We start from the raw sequence: 19,145 nt of genomic DNA, 5'->3' as shown, positions 1-19,145 counted from the left end.
CGGAGCGAGACCGGAGTGAAGGAACCCTGACGAAGGAAGGGCCCAACCAGGAGCACAAGCCCTTGGTTACTTGGGGCTTTATCAAGTAACTCGCCGAAGGCGAAACAGTCTGCCCCCAGGCAGACGCTCTTGATCTTAAAGATCTGGATCTTGATCTTGATCTCGCGTTTACCGCCTTTAAAACAACCCGGACGTCGGCGGCGGTGTCCCCTTGAGCTGCCAGGCCCCCACCGCCGCCGCCTTCCACTGCCGCGGATTGTGATTGGACACCGTGCGCGCGTTGCGCCAGTGACGATCCAGATTGTGCGCCCGCCCCGTCGTCGAAGCACCGCCTACATCGAACACCAGCTCTGCAGCTTTCAAGGCTGACTCGGCAGCCATGTACTGCGCCTGAGCCACATCAACGGCGGCTTGATCCACCGCCACCGCGTCCAGCTCGGCGGCCCACGCCCGGTCGATCGAGGCGGCGGCGTGCAATACCACCGCTTCCGCCGTAAAGGCGCGGGCCGCAATGTCGCCGACGCTAAGCTCGACGTAAGGGTCATCCACCGAGCGCGTTGCCGTGCTGTGCTTGATCGGCCGCGCGTGGTCCCGGGCGAAACTGACCGCGTCGTTCAAGGCATTGCGCGCGATGCCGGCGTTGACCGCCGCCAGGAACACCTGCAGAAACGGCGTAACGATGGTGCGTTTGCCCTCCTCCACCGTGCGGGTGCGAATCTCCTCCGCCTTGACCTGCACATCGTGCAAATGCGTGGTGCCACTGGCCGTCAGGCGTTGGCCCATGGCGTCGAAGTCATCGACCAACTCCAGGCCCTGACGGTCGCGAGGCAGGATGAATGACACCGGCTGATCGTTCTCATCCAGCGCCACCGCGCTGACCCAGTCGGCGTACAGCGAACCGGTGCTGTAATACTTGCTGCCGCTCGCCCGGTAATCGTCGCCATCGCGGACGATACGCGCGCTGATCGCGCCGTTGACGCCGCCCACTTCCCAGCCGGCATTGCCCACCACCGCGCCCTGCAGGTAGCGGGCAAACCAGCGCTCGCGCTCAGCCTCGGCGTCTTCAGCCCGGGAGGCCAGCAGGCCTTCGACGAAGCCGAATCCGGGGCGCAACGCCTGGGCCACGTTGGAATCAGCGGACGCGATGCGGATCAGCAGCGCGATGACTTCCCTGACCGTCGCCTCGGCGCCACCAAAGCGCACGGGAATGCGCGCAGTGAACACACCAGCCTTGGCAATCTGCGCGACGGCCTCATAGGGCAATTGCCGATCACGTTCGCGCCGGGCCGCCCCTGCGGCGATGTCCGGCAGCAGGCGGTCCAGTCGCGCGTTGAGTTCTGCGACGGTGACGACCGCAGGTTTGGGTACAGCAGACAACGTACTCATGGCAGATCCTTGTTCTGAATTCGAACCTAAATGGCGATTTTCCACAGCCGGGATTCATCAAACAGCAGCACCGCGCTTTCCGGTTCCAGCGGCGGCACCACCAGTGTGGCGCCGGTACCGGGCAGACGCGGAACCGCACCCAGCAGGCGTCGGGTGTATTCGTGTCGGGGGCTGTCGAAGAGCGTCTCGACCGGCGCGCGCTCCACCACCTGGCCGTGACGCATGACCAGCACTTCATCGCTGACGTGGCGAATCACCCCCAGATCATGGGAAATGAATAGATACGCCAGGCCCAGCGACGCCTGAAGATCCGCCAGCAGATCGAGCACCTGGGCCTGGACGGACACGTCCAGCGCCGAGACAGGCTCGTCGCAGATGATCACTTTCGGGTTGCTGGCGATGGCCCGGGCGATGGCCACGCGCTGACGCTGTCCGCCGGACAACTGCAACGGCCGACGGCTCGACAGCTCAACCGGAAGACGAACTTCATGAAGCAGCTGGGCAATCCGCGCGCGCTGTTGCTCGAACGGCATGCCGGCCACATCCAGGGCGTCGGCGAGAATCTGGCCGACGCTCCAGCGTGGGTCGAACGAGCTGAGGGGGTCTTGATAAATCACGCTGATGTCGCGCCGATGCAGGCGCCGGGTTTTCTCCTCGACGCGCCCGCTGCCCGCCCCCGTCCACGGCACATTGAGAAACTGCACCGCGCCGGCATCGGGCTCCAACAGGCCCAGCACAATGCGCGCCACAGTGGTCTTGCCGGAACCGGACTCGCCGACGATGCCTAGGGTGCGGCCCGCACGCAGCTCGAAGCTGACGCCATCGACGACCTGCCGCACCTGTTGATCGGGGCCGACGTAGCGCTTGCCCAGCCCGGTAGCCTTGAGCAACACCGGAGAATCCACCCCCGCCCGAGCCTGCAGCGCTGACGCACCCTGCCCCGACCCACCCTGCGCCGATGAAAGCCGCGTCCCGCGCGCATGTTCGGCGGGCACGGCATCCAGCAATGAGCGGGTGTAGGCATGACGCGGGTTGCGCAGCACTTGCTCCATCGGCCCCTGCTCGACCACTTCGCCGTGGCGCAGCACCAGCACCTCATCGGCCAGCTGCGCAACCACGGCCAGGTCATGGCTGATGATCAACAGCGAGTCGCCGCGTTGGCGGATATGTTGCAGGACGTCGAGGATCTGCGCCTGCACCGTGGCGTCCAGCGCGGTGGTCGGCTCGTCGGCAATCACCAGTCCGGGATTCATCGCCAAGGCACTGGCAATCAGCGCGCGCTGACGTAATCCTCCGGAAAGCTGGTCAGGCCGCTGCCGTGCGCGCAGCCGTGGCTCGGGCACGCCGACGGTCTCCAGCAATTCGATAACCCGCTCGCCCCGGCTGACGCGATGGCCCCAGCCATGGGTCTGCAGCACTTCGAGAATCTCCTTGCCCACCGGGCGCAACGGGTCCAGGGACACCAGCGCATCCTGCAGCACGAAACCGATTTCCCGGCCGCGCAAGTCACGCCATCCGCGCTCCGACAGCGCCAGCAGATCACGTCCGGCATAACTCAGCCGGCGCGCCGTGACCCGCGCGCCCTCGCCCGCCAGGCCGATCAGGCTGCGCGCCGTCACGCTCTTGCCCGAGCCGGATTCGCCGACCAGCGCGAGAGTCTTGCCCGGTTCCAGGGTGAACGACAGATCACGCACCACCGACTGCCCGGCGAATTCGATGGACAGGCCTTCGACGATCAAACGTTTCGGCTCGCTCATGACAGTCGGCCCTCCAGACGTTGTTGCAGGTAACGACCGGCGACCGTGGTCGACAGCGTGGTGAGGACGATGAACAAGCCGGGGAAAAACGTCAGCCACCACGCGTTGGCGATAAAGTCGCGGCCCATCGACAACATGGTTCCCCATTCCGGCGCCGGTGGACGCGCGCCGAGGCCGAGGAAGCTCAGCGCCGACGCCCAGACGATGGCCTGACCGACGCCCATGGTCAGGGTCACGATCAGCGGCCGCATGGCGTTGGGCAATAGTTGCCGGGTGATGATGCGCAGTGGTGGATGGCCGAGGGCCTTCGCCGATTCGATGTAGCCGGCATTGCGCACCGCCAGCACCTGGCCGCGGACCATGCGCGCATAACCGGGGGCGCCGCCCAGACCGGTGGCAACGATGAGCGGGCCGATGCCGCTGCCAAAAATCGCCACGAACAGCAGCGCCAGAATCAGACTGGGAAAGGCAAACAGCATTTCAAGCACCCAGCCCACGGCGCGGTCGACCCGTGCGCCACCCAATCCGCCGAGCAGGCCGAGAACGATGGCGATGCTAATGGCAATGGCGGTCGCTGCCAGGCCGATGAACAGCGACTGGCGCGTGCCGTAGATCACTCGGGAAAAAATGTCCCGCCCCGATTGGTCGGTGCCGAACCAGTGCGCCCAGCCCGGTGGATGAAACGCATCGCGCGGCACGATCGCCAGCGGATCGCTGTGGGCGAACCACTGTGGCGCCAGGGCGGCGAGGATGACCAGCAGCAAAAAGGCCAGGGCCAGCGACGGGCCGATTCGCCAGGTGCGCGGCGTGCGCTGGACCCGAATCGCGGGCAGCGGCGTGTCGAGAATCAGGTCGCTCATCACGGGTTCTCCTGTTGGCGAGGGTCGACCCATTGGTAAAGCAGGTCGACCAGAATGTTGGCCAGCACATAACCGGCGGCCACCACCAGGCTGATGCCGATGGTCAGCGGCAGGTCCTGGGCTTGCACGGCCTGGTACAACTGACGTCCGAGGCCCTTGCGGGAGAAGATCACCTCGATCACCACGGCGCCGCTGATCAGCGCGCCGATGGCCCAGCCTGACAGCGAGATGCCCGGCAGCACGGCATGACGCAGCGCGTGTTTGAAGCGCACGTTGAAGTCGCTCAGCCCGCGGGTTCTGGCGGTCAACACGAAGGGTTGTTCAAGGGTCAGGTCCAGGGATTCGCGGGTGACCTGGGCGATGAAACCGGCCAGCGGAATCGCCAATGCGAAAGACGGCAGCACCAGTGTCCGCCAGCCGTCACTGCCCGCCGGCGGAAACAGCCGCAAGCCAAACGCGAACACGGCCAGCAGCAGAATCCCCAGCCAGAAATGCGGCAGCGCGGCGGATACCGTTTCTACCAGCGACGCGAGGGTGCTAACCCAGCGGCGGCGCCCGGCGGTGAGCACCGTCAACGCCAGCACCAGCAGCCACGCCAGCGCCAGGGAGGTGAAGGTCAGTTCCAGCGTCGGCCAGGATTGCTCGGCGAGCACGCGGGTCACCGGCAGATGCTGGGAATAGGACATCCCCAGATCACCTTGCACCAGCCGCCCGAGGTACAGCGCGTATTGCACGGCCAGCGGTTTATCCAGGCCGTATTCGCGGGTGGCCTCGGCGATGGTTTCGGCGGTCGGGTTGCCACTCGGTCCACCGAGGATCGCCAGCACCGGATCGCCGGGCATCAGGCGCAAGGCGAAGAAGGTCAATGTCGCGACCGCCCACAGCACCAGAATCCCGCCCGCCAGGCGCCACAACGCGCGCTTGCCCAGCCGCTGCAATCGCTCGCGACGCGGGTTCGCGGACGGCGTCTGAGGGGCGGCCTCAGGGTTGTTGTCCAGCGCGTTGGTCAGCCCGTTGCTCGACGCTGTATTGGTCATTTGTTCACCCATGCGTCATAGAGGTAAGTCACCGCCAGCGAGGTTTCCAGCCGCACGCCCTGGGTGGTTTTGTAGATGCCCAGTCGAGTGCTCTGCGGGTACGTGGTCAGTTGCAGGTATTGGCGGGAGGCAATCTGTTGCGCCTTGTAATACAGCGCCCGCCGCTGCTCGGCGTCCTGGGTGGCGAGGGCCTGCTGCACCAGCGAGTCGAACGCCGGGTCGCTGAAGCCGGCGGTGTTCTGGTGGTAGCCACCCACCCCTGCGGGACGAATGAACTCGCTGCCGAAGATGATGCGCAGTACGTCGGCGGTGTTGGTGTTCCAGTAGCCGAGGCGAATGTCGTAGTCCCAATCGGCCTGGCGCTTGGTCGCCTGCACGTCGCTCATCTGGTCGATGATCAGCTCGAAGCCGGCTCGCCGCGTGGTCGCCTGGACCTGTTCCCATAGGGTGTATTCGGAGGGTGGCGTGCGGTTGCCCATGACCACGTGAACTTGCAGGCGCTTGCCCTCCTTCGTCCGATAGCCGTCGCTGTCCCGTTGGGTCCAGCCGGCCTGATCGAGCAGTTGTGCAGCCCTGGCAGGGTCGTAATCCTGGGCGTGCTGGAAGTCCGGGCTGTAGAAGCGGGTGGCCGGGCTCAAGGGTCCGCCTGCGCGAGGGAATTCATTGAAGTACACACTTTTCAGGGCGCCATCGATGTCGGCGCTGCGCACGAACGCTTCGCGCACCTTGAGGTCGTTGAACGGCGCGCGGGTGATGTTCAGCGTGCCGTTGGTGGGGTTGCCGGGGCGCTGGGCGATGATCAGTTGCAGGTCGGGATTGCGTCGGGCCGCTTCATGGGATTCCGGGGGCAGCGCCTCGATGACGTCAACTTCACCGGCCTGCAGCGAGGCGAAGCGCACCGAGGGCTCCTGGATGAATTTCCAGACCACGCGGTCCAGCCAGGCCGGGCCCTGATGTTTGGCGGTGGGCGGCGCCCAGTTGTAGTCGGGGTTGCGCACCAGTTCGACCTGGCTCTGGCGGTCCCAGCGAACGATTTTGAAGGGGCCGCTGCCGACCGGGCTTTCGCAGTTGGTGTCACGGGGGCGCTGAAGGGCCGTCGGGGATTCGATGCCGAGGAAGCCCTGTGCGAGCACTTCGAGGAAGGCGGCATAGGGCGTCGCGAGGTGGACGACGGCGGTGTCGGCGTCGATCACGTCGGTGCTGCGGTATTGGCGAATGTAGCCGCCCGCTGTACTGGACTGGGTTTTGGGATTGGCCATGTGGTCGAGGTTGGCTTTGACCGCGGCTGCGTTGAACGGGGTGCCGTCGGTAAAGTGCACGTCGTTGCGCAGGTGGAAGGTGTAGGTCAGGCCGTCGTCGGAGATTTCCCAGCTTTTCGCAAGCCAGGGGCCGATGCGGCCTTCGGCGTCCATGGAGACGAGTGAGTCGAGGTACTGTTGGCCGATGAACACTTGGGGCATGTCGCCGGCGACGTGGGGGTCGAGGCAGGTCGGTTCGCGGTCGGTGGCATAGACGAGTGTGCCGCCTTTGACGGGTTGTTCGCTGCGGGTGACGGTGGAGGTGCTTTGTCCGCAGCCGAGCATGAGGCTGCAGAGGGTGGCCACGCCGAGGATGGCGGTGGGTTGGGTCCACGACCGGGGCCGAGGGTCGGGCAGTCGCAATGTGGGGGCGCGTTCTCGCATGGGTCCTGATGCCTTTGGTCCGGGATCAGGGTCATTGCACAAGGCATGCCGGGTTTTTCCAGCGGTAAATGCGGTGTGTCAGGCGGGTTTCGGGTTGCTGGCGGGGCAATTTGTGTGGCGGGTGTTGGTGGGGCAACAGCTCGGCTCTTTTTTTGGCTGCGCCGCGAGATCAAGATCAAAAGCGTCTGCCTGGGGGCAGACCGTTTCGCCTTCGGCGAGTTACTTGGAAAAGCACCCCAAGTAACCAAGGGTGCTTGCTCCTGGTTGGGCCCTTCGTTCCTCAGGGTTCCTTCACTCCGGTCTCGCTCCGTGGGCCCGCCGCCATCCGCCATCCATGGCGGGGGGCGGCTCTCGCGGCATCCATGCCGCTCGGCCCAATCCGCGAAACCTGCGTTCAGCCTGCACCCAAGTCGCGATTGGCGGTGTCTGGACCTTTTGTGTTTGAAGATCAAGATCAAGAGCAGATCAACGGCTTCCCGGCTGAAGCCGGTCCCACTGACTGTACGCGTGCTTTTGTAGGACTGGCTTTAGCCAGGAAGAGGCCAGTTCAGGCGCCGGTATTTTTCGGGACGCAGCGCTGCTTTTGTGGGAGCGAGCTTGCTCGCGAATGCGGTATCCGATTCACTCGGGGCGCGCATGGAACGGTCACCCCGGAAACCGCAACGGCTTCGCCGGGTGACTCAATGCGGCCGGGTCGCGGTAGCGGGCGCCGAAGTGGTCGTTGGGCAGGCGTGACTGCCCCGCGCCGAAGAGGCGTTCGCGCAGGGTTTCGCCTTCGGTGTAGGACTCACGGAAACGACCCCGGCGGCGCAATTCCGGGATGACCAGTTCGATGAAGTCGCGGGCCGTTTCAAAGGACAGGTACTGGCGCAAGTTGATGCCGTCGATGCCATCGACGTCGAGCCATTTTTCGATTTCGTCAGCGACCACCGTCGGTGTGCCAGCCACAAAGAAGCGTTCGCGGTTGAAACCTTCCAGCTGACCGAGTACGTCACCCACCCGCAGGTGGGGTTTGAAGCGGGATAGGCTTTGCCAGCCTTTGACCTCGCGTTCGATCAGCTCGCTGATCAGCGTGTCGCGCGGGTACGCGGTGAGGTCCACTGCCATTTGTGCATGGGCCAGTGACGCCTCGACGCTCATTAATTTGCGGTAGTCGTCGAGCTTCTGGCTGACCTCCGCATCGGTGCGGCCCACGATTACGCCGGCCATGACGATGAATTTCAGGCCGGCGGGATCACGCTCGTGAGCAAGGGCTTTTTGGCGCATGGCCTCGATATTCCCGCGCACCGCCGCCGTGTCCATGCCGCCGGTGAACACCACTTCAGCATGCCGCCCGGCGAACTCCATGCCTGCTGGCGAACCGGTGGCCTGGTACAGCACCGGTGTGCGCTGTCGCGACGGCTGACAGAGATGCGGGCCGGCGACTTTGAAATGCTCCCCGACGTGATCGATGTAGCGCACTTTGCTCGGGTCGGTGTAGATCCGCCGCTCACGGTCTTGGATCACCGAGTCGTCGTCCCAGGAGCCCTCCCAGAGTTTGTACAGCACGTCCAGGTACTCGTCGGCGATCTCGTAGCGGTGGTCGTGAACCACTTCCGTGTCGTGGCCGAAGTTGCGCGCGGCATTGGGCAGGTAGGAGGTGACGATGTTCCAGCCCACCCGCCCCTTGGTCAGATGGTCGAGGGTGCTCATGCGCCGGGCGAAGGCGAATGGCGGCTCGTAGGTGGTGGAAAACGTCGCACCGAATCCGAGGTTTTTGGTCACGGCGGCCATGGCCGGAATCACCAGCAGCGGGTCGTTGCTGGGGATCTGCATGGCTTCGCGCAACGCCGTTTCCGGACCGTCACGAAACGCATCGTACGTGCCGATCACGTCCGCCAGAAACACCCCGTCGAAGGTGCCGTATTCCAGCAACTGGGCGAGCTCCGTCCAGTAGTCCAGATCATTGAAGCGGTGCCGGTTGTTGTCCGGGTGCACCCATAAACCGTGGACGATGTGGCTGACGCAGTTCATTTCGAACAGATTGACATGCAGTTGCTTGGGCACTGCGCTGACTCCTTTATTCATACGCTGCTCATCCGGCGCTTGCCTCGTTTTGCGGACCTTTGATACCGCGTGTTCCCTGTGTGCAATGCAGCGAACATGCCACGGCTGATCTGCGGGTGAGGCCTTGGAAAAAGGTCATTTAATACCGGGCCATAACGGCGCCGGACATGCGAGTCTGTCTGCCCAGCCACAGACTGTTTAACCGCTGTTGAATAGTCGTTCCCGGCTAGAGTGGAAAAATCGGCCGGACGTGACGGTGTATCAGGGGGATGGCGTCGACGGCTGCCGGCGTGTTGAATGTGGGCAATGGACAGGTGAGGAAAATATGGCGCAGAACATCTACGACAACCCGCATTTCTTTGAGGGCTATAGCCAGCTGTCTCGCTCCATCGAAGGCTTGGCCGGCGCGCCGGAATGGCCGGCATTACGCGCGCTGCTCCCTGATCTGCAAGGCCACGACGTGCTGGATCTGGGCTGCGGCTACGGCTGGTTTTCGCGCTGGGCAGCCGAGCACGGTGCACGCAGCGTGCTCGGACTGGACCTCTCGGAAATGATGCTGCAGCGGGCCATTGAAGCAGGCCACCATGAACGCATCAGTTACCGGCGGGAAGACCTGGAGCATGTGCAGCTCCCATTGGCGCGTTTCAGCCTGGCGTTCAGCTCGCTGGCGTTTCATTACATCGTTGACCTGGGTGCGTTGCTGCGCAGCATCCATGACGCATTGATCCCCGGTGGCCGTCTGGTGTTTTCCATCGAGCACCCGGTGTTCATGGCGTCCTTCCAGCCGCAGTGGGTCGTCGACTCCCAGGGCCGCAAAGTCTGGCCGGTGGATCATTACCAGGTGGAAGGCCCGCGAAGCACCGACTGGCTGAGTCCCGGGGTCATCAAACAACACCGCACAATGGGCACGCTGCTCAACCTGCTCATCGCCAGCGGATTTACCCTCAACCATGTCAACGAATGGGGACCTTCGGCCCAGGACCTCATCGACCGCCCCGCCCTGGCTGACGAAATTCACCGGCCGATGATGCTGATTGTGGCGGCCACGCGCTCGTGATCGGCTTTTAAAGGGGCTACCTGGCAGGACCGACTTATGCCGGGAATTCACTGGTCACGCTGCAAACGTGAGGGTGTTCATGCCGGCCTCTTCCCGGCTGAAGCCGGTCCCACTAAAAGCACCGCGTGTCCCGGCAGGAACGGCTTCAGCCGGGAAAGCGTCAGACTTCACACCGGACAGCTGATGTCGAGTGGACTATTTATCCGCGCAATAACGCGACGTTTTCATCAATCCGTGCCTGAAGCATCGCCAGGGTTTCCGGCGTGATAAGCCCCGGGCTGGTCTGTTCGGCGATCGCGGCGAACTGAGTCGCCACATCACAAATCCCGTCAATCATCCCGCCCGCTTTCTCCGCTGACACCTCGGCCTCATCGGCAAGCCGAAGCATCGCTTTACGCTCAATCGACAGCGCCTCACCCAGCACGTCCATCTGGTGATATCCCCCCGGCCCCTCGCAAAAGGTCACGTCGTAGGCCGGCGCCAGTGTCCAGGTGCCGGACGCCGACATGAGGTAGGCAAAATTCTTCGGATGATCGTCGCGGTTGTTGAACGCGACATTGAACACGGCACGCTCGAAGGCGATGGCTTTCTCGCGGACGTCGTTGGTGCAGAGTTGCGTCGCGCGCAGGAAGTTGACGTAGTCCAGCGATCCCGGCGAGGTGTAGTCCGCGCCGGTGAACGCGGCGAGGCTTTGCATCGGCACTCGCTTGCCCTGGATCCGGTCGAAGCGTCGGCTGGCGAACGCCGCCAGGCCATCGGGCAAGATGAAATGCTGAGTGTCAGGCGTATTGATGCCACACAGACGCAGGCACTGGGCATAGACCATCTCGATAGCGCAGACCTCGGCGTGTTCGCCTTTGGCCGGAAACTTGATCAGCCAGGCTTCGAAACCCGGTGTCGCGGCGGTGGTGAAGGCGCCTGTTTCGGGATCGCGGTAGACCAGCGCCTTGGGTCGCGCCCCCTGGGGCGAGCCGCCGACCCGCATCAGCGTGTGCAGGAATTCTCCGCCGTCACCCTGGACCACTTCCAGAATCTCGGCGGCCAGCAACTCGATGGGCACATGGGCCTGGGGCTCCAGTCCCTCGGGCGCGACTGGCTCAAACGACATTGCGCCCATTGCCGTATTCCCGATGTAGGCCAGCCGCTCCAGCGGTCCGATGCGCGCCGCATTGAGCTGGCGACGCCTGAACAAGCGGTCCATCAGCAGCATGCCCCAGCCGTCCGGCAACGCGTCATAGACCGGCCCCGGCAGACCGAGTTGGTGGGCGGCGAAGCCACGGCGCAGGCGCGGACCCTCCAGCGGCAGCGTGTAACCCGACAGTTCCAGGCCCCTGGACCGGGCCTCGTCGCTGTACTCGAAAACAATCTGCGGACGCCCGGTGATGGCCGTCGTCGACACTAACGTACCCCACAGCCAGCGCTCGTCCCAGCCGTTGTAATACACCTCGACCTGCTCAAGCATCGCCCGACTTCCTTATACGTTGGCGCTCGGCAGCGGCCTCGTAGCGGCGAATGTCATCCAGGCTGTCGAGCCTGGGCATGAACAGCCCTTCCAGCTCCTTGGTTCGGCCGAGGACCATGGCCACGCGCACCAGATTTTCGAAGCTGACATTGCGCCCGGCTTCGAGATTTGAAACGGTATTGACGCCTACGCCGGCGCGGCTGGCGACGTCGGCCTGGGTCATCTGCAGCGCAAGGCGCTCGGCGCGTAACCGGGCGCAGAGGCGATCGACGATTTCATCGGGCTTGCTGAAGCTTAAATCCAACATGAGCGTGAGTGGCCTGTGTGCCTGTGACGCGAGCAAGTATGAGTCAGACCACCCTCAAGCTCAACCTACATAAATCCATTTTAATGGGGCTTATCTTCGTTTAACGCACATAAGGCCCAAGATAATGGATTTATATTAAAGCGCATCAGGACGGTGCGACAAATCGATTGCAGACCTTTTATTACGCCGAACATCATTACGACTGATAGTTACCTTCGCGTCATTCGATTCGTGCAATAACACCCCCGAGAACATTATCCGCCCATCTCAATAACATCGGCGGATTCTCCCATGCTTCAGTCTTTAACTCCTTTGCGCTATCCCCTCGCCGCGTTGACCCTTGTGGTCATCAGCGCGTGCGGCCGGACGCCTGAAGCGACCGTTGCGCCGGCGGCGGCGAAGGTCAACGTGGCCAAGGTGATCGAGCAACCGGTCAACGAGTGGGACGAAGTCACCGCCCGCCTCGAGTCGCCGGAAACCGTTCAGGTGCGCCCGCGTGTTTCAGGCCAGATCGATTCGGTGGCTTTCACTGACGGCGAGCTGGTGAAAAAAGGCGACCTGCTGTTCCAGATCGACCCGCGCCCGTTCGAAGCGGAAGTGCATCGTCTGGAAGCGCAACTGCAGCAGTCCAAGGCCGCTGCCCAGCGCAGCACCAATGAAGCCCAGCGTGGCGAACGCCTGCGCACCAACAACGCGATCTCCGCCGAACTCGCCGATTCGCGCACCACCACAGCCCAGGAATCCAAAGCGGCCGTTGCCGCCATCCAGGCACAGCTTGATCTGGCGCGCCTGAACCTGAGCTTCACCCGCGTCACTGCGCCGATCACCGGCCGGGTCAGCCGCGCCGAAATCACCGCCGGCAACATCGTCACCGCCGACCAGACCATCCTCACCAGCCTGGTATCAACCGACAAGGTCTACGCCTACTTCGACGCCGACGAGCGCGTGTTCCTCAAGTACAACCAGCTGGCCCGCGACGGCAAGCGCGGCGCGACCACGCCGGTGTACATGGGCCTGTCAAACGAAGCGGAAAACCCGCACCTGGGTCAGATGAACTTCGTCGACAACCAAGTCAATCCGCGCACCGGCACCATCCGTGGCCGCGCCGTGTTCGACAACAGCAAGGGCGAATACACCCCGGGCCTGTACGCACGCCTGAAGCTGGTCGGCAGCGGCACCTACTCGGCCATGCTGATCAAGGACGAAGCGGTCGGCACCGACCTGGGCAAGAAATTCGTGCTGGTGGTCGACAAGGACAACAAGGCGATCTACCGCAGCGTCGAGCTGGGGCCGAAGCTTGAGGGCTTGCGCATCGTGCGCAGCGGCCTGGGCAAAGACGACCGCATCGTCGTCACCGGTCTGCAGCGCGTGCGTCCGGGGTCGCCGGTTGACCCGCAAGACACGCCGATGGCCAGCGCCGAAACACTCACCGCACTGCAACAACAACGCCAGGCGCTCGAAGCCAGTAACCAGCCAAAGGCCCAGCCGAAGCTGGACGCCAAGGTGGCTGCTTCCGCCACGCCACGCGGTTAAGGGACACACACGATGAATTTCTCCAAGTTCTTTATCACGCGACCGATCTTCGCGGCGGTGCTCTCGCTGCTGATCCTGATCGCCGGCGCGATCTCACTGTTCCAGCTGCCGATCAGCGAATACCCCGAAGTCGTGCCGCCGACCGTTGTCGTGCGCGCCAACTTCCCCGGTGCCAACCCGAAAGTGATCGGCGAAACCGTCGCCGCGCCACTGGAACAGGCGATCACCGGCGTCGAGAACATGCTCTACATGTCCTCCCAGGCCACGGCCGACGGCAAGCTGACCCTGACCATCACCTTCGCGCTGGGGACCAACCTCGACACCGCGCAAGTGCAGGTGCAGAACCGGGTCACCCGGACCGAGCCGAAGCTGCCGGAAGAAGTGACGCGCATCGGTATCACCGTGGACAAGGCGTCGCCTGACCTGACGATGGTGGTCCACTTGACCTCGCCGGATCAGCGCTACGACATGCTGTACCTGTCCAACTACGCGGTCCTCAACATCAAGGATGAGCTGGCACGCCTGAACGGTGTCGGCGACGTGCAGCTGTTCGGCATGGGCGACTACTCGCTGCGTGTCTGGCTCGATCCGAACAAAACCGCTTCGCGCAACATCACAGCGACCGACGTGGTGAACGCCATTCGCGAGCAGAACCGCCAGGTCGCCGCCGGTCAATTGGGCGCACCGCCCTCCCCAAGCGCCACCAGCTTCCAGATGTCGATCAACACCCAGGGCCGTCTGGTTTCTGAAGAAGAGTTCGAAAACATCATCGTTCGCGCCGGCGACAACGGCGAAATCACCCGGGTCAAAGACATCGCTCGCGTCGAACTGGGCTCCAGCCAGTACGCGCTGCGTTCATTGCTGAACAACCAGCCGGCGGTGGCGATCCCGATCTTCCAGCGCCCAGGCTCCAACGCCATCGACATTTCCAACGAAGTGCGCGGCGAGATGGAACTGCTGAAGAAGAACTTCCCGGAAGGCATGGACTACAGCATCGTCTATGACCCGACGATCTTCGTGCGCGGCTCCATCGAGGCGGTGGTTCACACCCTGTTCGAAGCGCTGATCCTCGTTGTACTGGTGGTGATCCTGTTCCTGCAGACCTGGCGCGCTTCGATCATCCCGCTGGCTGCTGTGCCGGTGTCGCTGATCGGTACCTTTGCGGTCATGCACCTGTTCGGCTTCTCCCTCAACGCGCTGTCGCTGTTCGGGCTGGTACTGGCGATCGGTATCGTCGTGGACGACGCCATCGTGGTGGTGGAAAACGTCGAGCGGAACATCGAGCTGGGCCATGAACCCATGGAGGCCACACAGATCGCGATGCGAGAAGTGACCGGCCCGATCATCGCCACGGCGCTGGTGCTGTGTGCGGTGTTCATTCCGGCGGCGTTCATCTCCGGACTGACCGGGCAATTCTATAAACAGTTTGCGTTGACCATCGCCATCTCGACGGTGATCTCGGCCTTCAACTCCCTGACCCTGTCGCCTGCCCTGGCTGCCGTATTGCTGCGCGCTCACGATGCGCCGAAGGACGGCTTCTCGCGCTTCCTCGACAAACTGTTCGGCGCCTGGCTGTTCCGACCGTTCAACCGGTTCTTCGTCAAGGCCAGTAACGGTTATGTGAGCACGGTGGGCCGGGTGATTCGCGTCAGCGGTGTGGCACTGGTGGTGTACGCGGGCCTGATCGTCATGACCTGGCTGGGTTTCTCCACCACGCCGACCGGTTTCGTGCCGGCCCAGGATAAACAGTACCTGGTGGCCTTCGCGCAATTGCCGGACGCCGCGAGCCTGGACCGCACCGAAGACGTGATCAAACGCATGTCCGACATCGCGCTGAAGCAACCGGGCGTTGAAAGCGCCGTGGCCTTCCCGGGCCTGTCGATCAACGGTTTCACCAACAGCCCGAACTCCGGCATCGTCTTCGTCACGCTCAAGCCGTTCGAAGATCGCACGGCAGCCGACCAGTCGGCCGGTGCCATCGCCGGTGCCCTCAACGGCAAATATGCGGGCATTCAAGAAGCCTACATGGCGATCTTCCCGCCGCCGCCGGTACAGGGCCTGGGCACGATCGGCGGTTTCCGTCTGCAGATCGAAGACCGTAGCAACCTGGGTTACGACGAGCTGTACAAAGAGACGATGAACATCATCGGCAAGAGCCGCAGCGTGCCGGAACTGGCCGCGCTGTTCACCAGCTACACGGTGAACGTGCCCCAGGTCGATGCCGCCATCGACCGCGAAAAAGCCAAGACCCTCGGTGTGCCGATCAGCGACATCTTCGACACCCTGCAGGTTTACCTCGGTTCGCTGTACGCCAACGACTTCAACCGTTTCGGCCGGACCTATCAGGTCAACGTGCAGGCCGAGCAGCAGTTCCGTCAGGACGCTGAACAGATCGGTCAGTTGAAAGTGCGCAACAACCGCGGCGAGATGATCCCGCTGGCGACGCTGCTGAAAGTCACCAACACCTCGGGACCGGACCGCGTCATGCACTACAACGGCTTCATCACCGCCGAGATCAACGGCGCGGCGGGTCCGGGTTTCAGCTCGGGTCAGGCGCAGGTGGCGATGGAAAAACTGCTCAAGGAAGAACTGCCCAACGGCATGACCTACGAGTGGACCGACCTGACCTACCAACAGATCCTGTCGGGCAACACGGCACTGCTGGTCTTCCCGCTCTGCGTGCTGCTGGCGTTCCTGGTACTGGCTGCGCTGTATGAAAGCTGGAGCCTGCCGCTGGCGGTGATCCTGATCGTACCGATGACCCTGCTGTCGGCCATTGCCGGTGTGATCATTGCCGGGAGCGACAACAACATCTTCACCCAGATCGGCCTGATCGTACTGGTGGGCCTGGCGTGCAAGAACGCCATTCTGATCGTCGAGTTCGCCAAGGATGAGCAGGACAAGGGCAAGACCCCGCTGGAGGCTGTGCTTGAAGCCTGCCGTCTGCGTCTGCGGCCGATCCTGATGACCTCCTTCGCGTTCATCATGGGCGTGGTTCCGCTGGTGCTGTCCAGCGGCGCCGGTGCCGAAATGCGTCATGCCATGGGCGTGGCGGTGTTCTCCGGGATGCTCGGCGTGACCTTCTTCGGTCTGCTGTTGACGCCGGTGTTCTATGTACTGATTCGTAACTACGTTGGACGCAAAGAGGCTCGCAAGGCCGCCAAGGCGCAACGCATCCAGAACAACGCTGCGGAGGCTCATTGATGAAGGCTGCAAAACTCTTTCTGCCGAGCCTGCTGGTACTGGCGCTGGCGGCCTGCGCCGTCGGCCCGGACTACAAGAAGCCGGAAACCGCGGCGGCCAACATTCAGGCCGCCACCCAGCGGGCCTACGACCGCAGCCACATAGAGACCGTCTGGTGGCAGCAGTTCGACGACCCGACCCTGAACAAGCTGGTCGCCGAATCGCTGCAGGGTAACCGCGAGTTGCGCGTTGCCTTCGCCCGTCTGAAAGCGTCCCGTGCGATCCGGGACGACATCAGCAACGACGCCATGCCGGTGGTGACCAGCCGCGCCAGCAGCCAGGTCGGCCGCGCTCAGGTGCCGGGTGAAACCGAGCACCGGGTCAATCAGGAACGTTACGACCTGGGCCTGGACATGGCTTGGGAGCTGGACCTGTTCGGCCGCATCCAGCGCGAGCTGGAAGCCAGTGACGCTGATCAACAAGCTGCCGAGGCCAACCTCTATCAGTTGCAGGTAACGATGATCGCCGAGCTGGTCGACGCTTACGGTCAGCTGCGTGGCGCCCAATTGCGCGAGAACATTGCCCGGGACAACCTGAAAAACCAGCAGGACTCTCGCCGGGTGACCGCCCAGTTGCGTGACGAAGGCGTGGGCAATGAACTCGACGTGGTCCGTTCCGACGCGCGTCTGGCGGCGGTGGAAGCCACCATTCCGCAGCTTCAGGCCGAACAGGTGCGCGAACGCAACCGCATCGCTACCCTGCTCGGCGAACGTCCGGACGCCATGACCGTGACCCTCGCCCCGGCCAAACTGCCGGCGATCTCCAAGACCCTGCCGATCGGTGATCCGACCAAGCTGCTGGAAAACCGTCCGGACGTGCGCAGCGCCGAGCGGCAACTGGCGGCGCAGACCGCGCGAATTGGCGTGCAGACCGCCGACCTGTTCCCACGGGTCAGCCTCAGCGGTTTCTTGGGTTTCACGGCCAGCCGTGGTTCGCAGATCGGTTCCGGCGCGGCGCAGGCGTGGGGTCTCGGCCCGAGCATCACCTGGGCGGCCTTTGACCTGGGCAGCGTGAGGGCGCGGATTCGTGGCGCCAACGCCGATGCCGAAGGCGCGCTGGCCAATTACGAGCAACAAGTGCTGCTGGCCCTGGAAGAAACCGAGAACGCCTTCAGCGACTACGACAAGCGTCAGCAGCGTCTGGTGTCCTTGGTACGGCAGAGTGAAGCCAGCCGTTCGGCAGCGAATCTGGCGAACATCCAGTACCGCGAAGGCACGGCGGACTTCCTCGTCCTGCTGGACGCAGAACGCGAACGTCTCGCCGCCGAAGACAGCCAGGCCCTGGCTGAAATCGATCTGTACCGCGGCATCGTTGCCATCTACAAAGCCCTTGGCGGTGGCTGGCAGCCGAATGCCTGACGTCACAGGTTGAACAGCGGGATCGCTCAACCGGCGGCCGTTCTGTAGCCCTGATTTGCCGCCCTGAAACAGCCTCGGACCCACAAGGTTCGGGGCTTTTTTCTGGACTGAAGAATCCGGAGTGAACGCCCAGAGGCCGAATCCATCCCCACAGCGTTTGACACTCGGCGGTCTCTCCCCGAAGCTGCTGCACACGCACACACGGAAACCGATATGTCTGAATCGTCTTCCCGGCGCACACCCGCCCAGCTCAAGGCTCGACGTCGCTGGCAGGTGGCAATTGCGCTGGCGCTGTTGCTGCTGATCATCGCCATGGCGATGCTGGTGCGAAACTGGCACGCGCCTCCAGCCGCACCGCAGGTCAATCACAGCTACGCCGAAGCACTGGAGCAGGCCCATGGCGGCAAGCCCGGCGCCGCGCGCGTGCTGTATCAGCAATTCAGTCGAACCGACCTGTCCGATATCCGCCGTGCCGGTCTGCTCGCCGAGCTGGTCAATTACCCGGGGCCCCAGGCGCTGAAAATTCTGCGCGGCGATCTCAAGCGCCCCGCGCCGCTGGTTCAGCAGGCGGCCATCCAGACGGTGTCGGCCATGCTGCCGGAGGACCAACGCAGCACGCTGATCGGCCCGCTGCTGGACGATGCCGACGATGAGGTGCGCTTCAGTGCGGTGCGCGCCTTGCTGCCGTTGGGCCCGGATGAATTGGGCCTGTATTACGGCGCGTTGCAGGAGGCGGCTCAACAGTATGAGCAGGCATTGAGCGCCCAGCCGCCGAGCGGGCAACGTCAGCTGGCGCTCGCGCAGCTCTACCTCAACAACGGCACCCCGCAAAAGGCGATCGATGCGCTGGAACTGGCCGCAAAACTGGAACCGGACAACCTCGAGACCGGGCTGGCGCTGGTGCAGGTGCTCGACCGCCAGGGCCAGGCCGATCGTTCGCGCCAGTTGCTCGCCCAGTGGCTGGAGAAACAGCCCCAGTCGTCCCTGGCGCAACACGCACTCGGCCAATGGCTGCTGCGTCATAAACAAAATGAATACGCCCTGCTCCCGCTGACCCGAGCCATTGAGCTGGAACCGGACAACACCGGTTACCGCTACGACCTCGCCGTCGCGCTTCACGATCTGGATCAGCTCGAAGCCGCGCAGCGTCAGCTGGAGGACATCCTTCAGCGCGCACCCGCCGACCGTCGCGCGAGGATTCTGCTGATTCGCTACTGGACCGAGGCCGGGCAGCTGCAAAAAGTGCAGGTGCTGCTGGCTGAACTGGAGCAGCTCAACGCCGACGATCCGGCGCTGCAGCAAGGGCTCTAGAACGGCATAGTTTCCGATAGCGCTAAAGTATAAGAAATGACTTACAACGGTTTGCGACTGTTATTGTTTTTTTGTCAGACCGGCATATCGTCGCCGGGATCTTTCA

The 19,145-nt window shown here is 63.4% G+C and carries 13 protein-coding genes; 5 read left to right on the top strand and 8 right to left on the bottom strand.

Annotation, left to right across the window (positions count from 1 at the left end; all coding sequences use genetic code 11):
• Positions 1 to 177: 177 nt before the first annotated feature.
• From ABEH28_RS03865 to ABEH28_RS03840, 6 genes are all read right to left on the bottom strand, one after another.
• Positions 178 to 1,386, bottom strand: a complete 1,209-nt coding sequence (locus ABEH28_RS03865) for an acyl-CoA dehydrogenase family protein (RefSeq protein ID WP_346629171.1) — start codon at positions 1,384 to 1,386, stop codon at positions 178 to 180.
• 26 nt (positions 1,387 to 1,412) lie between these two features.
• The gene (locus ABEH28_RS03860) at positions 1,413 to 3,143 is read right to left on the bottom strand and encodes an ABC transporter ATP-binding protein (protein ID WP_346629170.1); all 1,731 of its coding nucleotides are present in this window, start codon (positions 3,141 to 3,143) and stop codon (positions 1,413 to 1,415) included.
• Entirely contained in the window at positions 3,140 to 4,003 is an 864-nt protein-coding gene (locus tag ABEH28_RS03855) for an ABC transporter permease (RefSeq protein ID WP_192173628.1), read from the bottom strand. The genes ABEH28_RS03860 and ABEH28_RS03855 overlap by 4 nt, the downstream gene beginning before the upstream one ends.
• Positions 4,003 to 5,040, bottom strand: coding sequence for an ABC transporter permease (locus ABEH28_RS03850; protein WP_346629169.1), 1,038 nt, complete (start codon positions 5,038 to 5,040; stop codon positions 4,003 to 4,005). The genes ABEH28_RS03855 and ABEH28_RS03850 overlap by 1 nt, the downstream gene beginning before the upstream one ends.
• Positions 5,037 to 6,722, bottom strand: a complete 1,686-nt coding sequence (locus ABEH28_RS03845) for an ABC transporter substrate-binding protein (RefSeq protein ID WP_346629168.1) — start codon at positions 6,720 to 6,722, stop codon at positions 5,037 to 5,039. The genes ABEH28_RS03850 and ABEH28_RS03845 overlap by 4 nt, the downstream gene beginning before the upstream one ends.
• 645 nt (positions 6,723 to 7,367) lie before the next feature.
• The gene (locus tag ABEH28_RS03840) at positions 7,368 to 8,768 is read right to left on the bottom strand and encodes an LLM class flavin-dependent oxidoreductase (protein ID WP_282373620.1); all 1,401 of its coding nucleotides are present in this window, start codon (positions 8,766 to 8,768) and stop codon (positions 7,368 to 7,370) included.
• Between the two features lie 325 nt (positions 8,769 to 9,093).
• Between ABEH28_RS03840 and ABEH28_RS03835 the strand changes: the two genes are divergently transcribed.
• Positions 9,094 to 9,825, top strand: coding sequence for a class I SAM-dependent methyltransferase (locus ABEH28_RS03835; protein WP_346625895.1), 732 nt, complete (start codon positions 9,094 to 9,096; stop codon positions 9,823 to 9,825).
• Between the two features lie 199 nt (positions 9,826 to 10,024).
• Here the strand turns inward: ABEH28_RS03835 and ABEH28_RS03830 are convergent, their stop codons facing one another.
• Positions 10,025 to 11,287, bottom strand: coding sequence for a type II toxin-antitoxin system HipA family toxin (locus ABEH28_RS03830; protein ID WP_346625894.1), 1,263 nt, complete (start codon positions 11,285 to 11,287; stop codon positions 10,025 to 10,027).
• Entirely contained in the window at positions 11,280 to 11,594 is a 315-nt protein-coding gene (locus tag ABEH28_RS03825; RefSeq protein ID WP_192173624.1) for a helix-turn-helix transcriptional regulator, read from the bottom strand. The genes ABEH28_RS03830 and ABEH28_RS03825 overlap by 8 nt, the downstream gene beginning before the upstream one ends.
• 291 nt (positions 11,595 to 11,885) lie before the next feature.
• Between ABEH28_RS03825 and mexE the strand changes: the two genes are divergently transcribed.
• The 4 genes from mexE to ABEH28_RS03805 all read left to right on the top strand — a co-directional run bounded on the left by mexE (position 11,886) and on the right by ABEH28_RS03805 (position 19,039).
• Entirely contained in the window at positions 11,886 to 13,127 is a 1,242-nt protein-coding gene (gene mexE / locus ABEH28_RS03820) for a multidrug efflux RND transporter periplasmic adaptor subunit MexE (protein WP_346625893.1), read from the top strand.
• A 12-nt stretch (positions 13,128 to 13,139) separates the two neighbouring features.
• A complete protein-coding gene (locus ABEH28_RS03815; protein ID WP_346629167.1) occupies positions 13,140 to 16,331 on the top strand; it encodes an efflux RND transporter permease subunit in 3,192 nt (1,063 codons plus the stop codon).
• Positions 16,331 to 17,728, top strand: coding sequence for a TolC family protein (locus ABEH28_RS03810; protein WP_346629166.1), 1,398 nt, complete (start codon positions 16,331 to 16,333; stop codon positions 17,726 to 17,728). The genes ABEH28_RS03815 and ABEH28_RS03810 overlap by 1 nt, the downstream gene beginning before the upstream one ends.
• A gap of 213 nt (positions 17,729 to 17,941) precedes the next feature.
• Positions 17,942 to 19,039 (top strand): tetratricopeptide repeat protein, encoded by a 1,098-nt coding sequence (locus ABEH28_RS03805; RefSeq protein WP_346625891.1) that lies wholly within the window; start codon positions 17,942 to 17,944, stop codon positions 19,037 to 19,039.
• The last annotated feature ends 106 nt before the right edge of the window (positions 19,040 to 19,145 follow it).

Source organism: Pseudomonas sp. Ps21-P2, from assembly GCF_039672565.1.
Taxonomy (GTDB): domain Bacteria; phylum Pseudomonadota; class Gammaproteobacteria; order Pseudomonadales; family Pseudomonadaceae; genus Aquipseudomonas.
Note: the sequence above shows the minus strand (reverse complement) of the source record. Positions and strands in the feature narration are given on the sequence as shown.

Coding starts and splice junctions, on each gene's coding strand:
- mexE (WP_346625893.1), top strand. CDS start 11,886: ATGCTTCAGTCTTTAACTCCTTTGCGCTATCCCCTCGCCGCGTTGACC.
- ABEH28_RS03835 (WP_346625895.1), top strand. CDS start 9,094: ATGGCGCAGAACATCTACGACAACCCGCATTTCTTTGAGGGCTATAGC.
- ABEH28_RS03855 (WP_192173628.1), bottom strand. CDS start 4,003: ATGAGCGACCTGATTCTCGACACGCCGCTGCCCGCGATTCGGGTCCAG.
- ABEH28_RS03825 (WP_192173624.1), bottom strand. CDS start 11,594: ATGTTGGATTTAAGCTTCAGCAAGCCCGATGAAATCGTCGATCGCCTC.
- ABEH28_RS03850 (WP_346629169.1), bottom strand. CDS start 5,040: ATGACCAATACAGCGTCGAGCAACGGGCTGACCAACGCGCTGGACAAC.
- ABEH28_RS03865 (WP_346629171.1), bottom strand. CDS start 1,386: ATGAGTACGTTGTCTGCTGTACCCAAACCTGCGGTCGTCACCGTCGCA.
- ABEH28_RS03860 (WP_346629170.1), bottom strand. CDS start 3,143: ATGAGCGAGCCGAAACGTTTGATCGTCGAAGGCCTGTCCATCGAATTC.
- ABEH28_RS03815 (WP_346629167.1), top strand. CDS start 13,140: ATGAATTTCTCCAAGTTCTTTATCACGCGACCGATCTTCGCGGCGGTG.
- ABEH28_RS03845 (WP_346629168.1), bottom strand. CDS start 6,722: ATGCGAGAACGCGCCCCCACATTGCGACTGCCCGACCCTCGGCCCCGG.
- ABEH28_RS03805 (WP_346625891.1), top strand. CDS start 17,942: ATGTCTGAATCGTCTTCCCGGCGCACACCCGCCCAGCTCAAGGCTCGA.
- ABEH28_RS03830 (WP_346625894.1), bottom strand. CDS start 11,287: ATGCTTGAGCAGGTCGAGGTGTATTACAACGGCTGGGACGAGCGCTGG.
- ABEH28_RS03810 (WP_346629166.1), top strand. CDS start 16,331: ATGAAGGCTGCAAAACTCTTTCTGCCGAGCCTGCTGGTACTGGCGCTG.